This window comes from Mesorhizobium sp. M2A.F.Ca.ET.039.01.1.1 (genome assembly GCF_003998035.1).
Classification (GTDB): domain Bacteria; phylum Pseudomonadota; class Alphaproteobacteria; order Rhizobiales; family Rhizobiaceae; genus Mesorhizobium.
The window spans coordinates 1-399 of sequence record NZ_RZRY01001591.1; the positions used below are offsets into that span (position 1 = coordinate 1).

General features: G+C 55.4%; 1 protein-coding gene. It reads left to right on the forward strand.

What is annotated here, in order from left to right; genetic code table 11:
* The first annotated feature begins 133 nt into the window (after positions 1-133).
* The gene (locus EOA24_RS44210; protein ID WP_127410977.1) at positions 134-259 is read left to right on the forward strand and encodes a YHYH domain-containing protein; all 126 of its coding nucleotides are present in this window, start codon (positions 134-136) and stop codon (positions 257-259) included.
* The last annotated feature ends 140 nt before the right edge of the window (positions 260-399 follow it).

Here is a 399-nt window from a genome sequence, read left to right on the forward strand (position 1 = left end):
GATCAAGGGGGGACTGGAATCGTGCTCGCCTCTAGACCTTGTTCGGCTCCGACAAGGCCAGGGGCAACGGCACGTTGCAACTTGTTTCGATTCCTGATTACCTCAGCGCGTTCTTTAAGCGGGGGTTACGAAAATGAGATCAATACTTGCTTGTTTGGCTATTCTGGCCTTTGCGGTCACGGCCCATGCACACGGTGGTGGCACTGATGCCAACGGGTGCCACCCCAATCACAAGGCCGGTGAATATCACTGCCACTAACCCTTAGCCCGCGTCATCGGTCTTTCCGTGGCTCTTTCCAGGGGCGGATGGCTGGCCTTTCTTCGTACTGACAACGGAAGGCCGCATGGCGATGACAGCATCGATTCAAACACGGGGAGCTGCATGACAAAGAAACCATA

Bases quoted from the DNA above. Each gene is read 5' to 3' on its own strand.
- EOA24_RS44210 (WP_127410977.1), top strand. From the start codon at position 134: ATGAGATCAATACTTGCTTGTTTGGCTATTCTGGCCTTTGCGGTCACG.